Here is a 4,550-nt window from a genome sequence, read left to right as displayed (position 1 = left end):
TATCTTTAATTCAAAATACAGATATTTGAATTGGATTCATTTAATAGTATTGTAAAAATTAACGCAAATACTTATTTTAAAGGTGCTCTAACCAAGGTTAACAACAAAAAAAAAGTGCATCCCAATTAAAACTTTCGTAATTTCGCACACTTGACGTTTAATATATAAACAAAAAAATAAAGACATGAGTAAAATAATGACAGTCGACATATTGTCGAGTATTAAAGGAGCGCAGCCCTCAGAGGCAGTGAATAAATTATTTGATGTGATTAAAAATGCACATACCAATAATAATTCTTTAAATAATGTCAATTATAATTGCGTGTCTGTAAACGACCTTAGAGAAGATATTGTAGTTGAAAGTTCGGCTATTGAAAAAGAATTAATTATAGAAAACTTTCCGAACAAAAAAAACGGTTATCTAGTAGTTGCTAAAATTATAGAAGACTAACTATGGAATCTCAAATAAAAGAATTGCACCAACAATTGGTGACAAAACAGATTACTTGTACTGCTTTGGTGCAAGAAAAATTAGACCTACTTAAAAAGAACACACACAATACTGTTAATTCTTTATTAAACACTTTAGCACTAGATTTAGCTAAAAAAGTGGATGCAAAAATTGAAAAAGGTGAAGAAATTGGATTATTGGAAGGAATTCCCTTCGGAATTAAAGATGTGTATATGTTGCAAGGAACTTTTGCAACTGCAAGTTCAGATTTATTAAAAAATTACAAATCGGCTTATACTGCAACAGCCATTCAAAAGTTGTTAGATGCTGGAGCTATTCCATTAGTAAAAGAAAACTGCGATAGTTTTGGACATGGTTCCTCTAGTGAAAATACTATTTTTGGTGCTGTTAAAAATGCAGTAAATCGTAATTTAGTTGCAGGAGGTTCTAGTGGTGGATCTGCAGTAAATGTTGCTTTAGATTACACCGTTTTTTCAATTGGTGGAGATACTGGAGGTTCTATTCGTCAACCTGCAGGATACAACAATATTTACGGATTAAAACCAACATACGGACGTATTTCTCGTTACGGTTTAATGGCATACGCATCAAGTACAGATTGTGTTGGCCCTTTAGCAAAATCTATTGAAGATATTCGTATTTTATTAAATGTTATGAGTGGTAAAGATCCTAAAGATCAAACAACCATTACTTCATCAGAAATAAGTGAAGAAACCACTTTAAAAAACACCATAAAAACAATTGGGTATTTTAAAAACTTTATTGAAAACGACGCTATTGATTCTACAATAAAAGCAGATTTTTTAGCAGCTATTAATAAAATAAAAGCAAAAGGAATTACAGTAAAAGAATTAGATTTCTTTCCATCAGATATTTTAGTTTCAACATATTACACATTGGCAATGGCTGAAACTGCTTCAAACTTATCTCGATTAGATGGAACAAATTATGGAAATAGAATTGAATCGGAAAACTTAAAAGAAACGTATTCGGTAACACGCTCAGAAAATTTTTCAGAAGAAACAAAACGAAGAATTGTTGGAGGAAACCAAGTATTATCGCAAGGATTTTCTGATGAAATTTACTTAAAAGGATTGGCTATTAGAGATCAAATTGCTGAAAACTTTACAAAAGATTTTGAAGAAGTTGATATTATTTTATCGCCAGTTACACCTATGAGTCCACCAAAAATTGGTGATAGCTTAAAAGATCCTTTGGCAATGTATTTATCTGATGCTTACACCGTTGGTTTTAGTTTAGGACAATTACCAACGTTAACTGTACCACAAGGAACACAAACTGGATTGCAAATTACTGCAGCCAAAAACAACGAAGAATTGATATTGAAGTTTGCTAACTTCTTAAAAGATACAATATAATGGAATTGGAGCAATTAAATGCGGCTATAAAGGCCCACGATTTAGAATTGGTAATTGGACTAGAAACGCACGTTCGATTAAATACCAAAACAAAGTTGTTTTGTTCTTGTCCAAATCAAGAAATTGAAACACCAAACCAAAACATTTGTTCGGTTTGTACTGGTCAAATGGGAGTTTTACCTGCCATTAATAAAGAAGCTATAACCAAAGCCATTTATTTTGGAAAAGCAGTAGATTCTTCATTTTCTAACGAAGTAATCTCTTGGGATAGAAAACATTACGAATACCCAGACAATCCTAAAAACATACAAATTACACAATTTCACAATCCTATTATTCCGGACGGACAAGTTTCTTGTTACCGAAATGATGGTTCTCAGTTTACCGTAAATTTAACGCAAGTACATATAGAAGAAGATGCTGCAAAATTAATGCACGAGAAAAAAGTGAGTTTGGTAGATTTTAACAAAGCCGGCGTGCCTTTAATTGAAATTGTTACGGAACCTTGTATTAGAAATATTGAAGATGCATCTATTTACGCGCAATACATCCAGCGTATTGTTCAAAACTTAGGAATTTCTGAAGCAAACCTTGAAAAAGGAGAATTTAAATCGGATGTTTCGGTTTCTCTTCGTAAAAAAAGAAGCTACGATTTAAATCCGCGTACTGAAATTAAAAACTTAAACTCGTTTAAGTTTATGGTGGAAGCTTTAAAGGAAGAAGTTGAAAAACAATTTAACTATTACAAAGAGAATAAAGAGTTTAGACCAGATCAAACCACCGTTTTATGGGATGCCGATTTAAAGCAAACCAAAACAATGCGTAAAAAGGAATTTGAAGCCGATTATAGATTTATTTCGGAACCAGATTTACCTTTTGTAAGTATAAAAGATGCTGTTGATGCAATTAAAGTTGATACAAGCGCATTGCCATATGCAGTTGAAACAATTTTAATTCAAGGTGGTGTTTTACCACAAGACGCAAAGTTTTTTACTGCAGATGCTATTCGTTCTAAAACTTTTATGGATATTAATAATGTACTTAAAGATCCATCATTTGTTGCAAAAACATTGGTAAACAATATTCATGCTGATGAATATTCTAAAATAAACAACATCAACCATTTAATTGAAATTTTCCAGTTATTTAAGGCTGAAAAAATTACAGTTGTATTGGTTCAAAATGCAATAACAGCCTATTTAAAAGATAGAACTTTTGATTACAATAAATATTTTGATGAAAATACTATTTCAGAAGCTCAAATTAAAAATGCTATTGAAAAAGTAATTTCGGAAAACGAAGCCATTGCCAATGAAATTAAAGCAGGAAACCAAGGAAAAGCTGGTATTTTAGTTGGAAAAATAATTGCTATTATTGGAAAAGGTGCTTCTGGAAAAGTAATTAGAGAAGGTATTTTAACTGCTTTAGGTGCTGATGAAATGCAAGCTTCAAAAAATGAAGCTCAAAAATCTAAAATAGAAGGTGCAACTTCATCATCAAAAGAACAAGAAGAAGTTTTACCTGAAATTCCTATTGTAATAAAAGAAAGTTACAGAACGCATTTAACTTCAAGTTTATCAGAAAAAAATATCAACGAAAAAATATCTTTAGCTGGTTGGGTTGCAAGTGTGCGTGATCACGGAGAATTAATTTTTATTGATTTACGCGATTCAAGTACTGAAATTTTTCAGGTTCGATTAAGTAGAGAATCGTTCCCTAATTTAGATGAATTGGTAAAGTTAAAACCAGAATCTGTAATTATGGTTACCGGAGTTGTAGTACAACGTAATGCCGATGATTACAATACTGCTTTAAGAACTGGTGAAATTGAATTAGAAACTTCGGAATTAGAAATATTAAATCTTTCTAAAACATTGCCTTTTGAAATAAAAAGAGCCACAAAAACAAACGAAAATGTTCGTTTTCAATACAAGTTTTTAGATCATAGAAATGATGATGTTAGACGTGTAATTGTAAATCGCCACAAGGTTATAAAATTATTGCGCGACATTTTAGATGAAGAAAATTTCTTAGAAATTGAAACGCCAATTTTAAGTGCCGGAACCGATGAAGGAGCGCGCGAATTTATTGTTCCAACACGTAAACAACCTGGTTTCTTTTATACCTTACCGCAAGCGCCACAACAATTTAAACAAATGTTAATGGTGAGTGGTTATGAAAAATATTTCCAAATTGCACGTTGTTTTAGAGATGAAGATTCTCGTGGAGATCGTCAGCCAGAATTTACACAATTAGATATTGAAATGGCGTACGCAAGTATGCAGCAAATTATAGATTTAAATACAAAAATGTTTAATGAAGTAGTTAAAAAAGTGTATGGTAACAAATGGATTTTACGTCCGTTTGAAGTAATTACCTACAAAGATGCTATGGACAAATACGGTTGCGACCGACCAGATTTACGTTTTGGTTTACAATTACAAGATATAACCAATATTGTTAAAGACACTACTTTTCAGGTATTTAGCAAACCAATTGAAGATGGTGGAATTGTAAAATGCATTAAAGTTTCAGCAAAAGAGCAAGGTAACAAGCGATTATCTAAAGGACAAATTGAAAATTTAACTTCAATAGCTCAACAAAACGGTTTAGGTGGTTTAGCGTATATTATTGTAAATGAAAATGAATTACAATCGCCAATTATTAAATTTTTAGGTGAAGATATTGCAGCAGGAATT

3 protein-coding genes are annotated in these 4,550 nt (G+C 31.6%); all 3 read left to right on the top strand.

From position 1 onward, the window contains the following. Window positions 1–196: 196 nt before the first annotated feature. A complete protein-coding gene (locus ABY298_RS14960) occupies window positions 197–451 on the top strand; it encodes a hypothetical protein (RefSeq protein WP_372746858.1) in 255 nt (84 codons plus the stop codon). Window positions 452–453: 2 nt separating this feature from the next. Beyond that, entirely contained in the window at window positions 454–1,851 is a 1,398-nt protein-coding gene (locus ABY298_RS14955; protein WP_372746857.1) for an amidase family protein, read from the top strand. Continuing rightward, window positions 1,851–4,550, top strand: a 2,700-nt coding sequence (gene aspS / locus ABY298_RS14950) for an aspartate--tRNA ligase (protein ID WP_372746856.1), incomplete at its 3' end; no start/stop codon positions are given. The genes ABY298_RS14955 and aspS, both read left to right, overlap by 1 nt.

The sequence above is a fragment of the Lutibacter sp. genome, from assembly GCF_041596795.1.
Classification (GTDB): domain Bacteria; phylum Bacteroidota; class Bacteroidia; order Flavobacteriales; family Flavobacteriaceae; genus Lutibacter.
The sequence above is the reverse complement of the archived record's forward strand: the minus strand, read 5'-3'. Positions and strand labels throughout refer to the sequence as shown.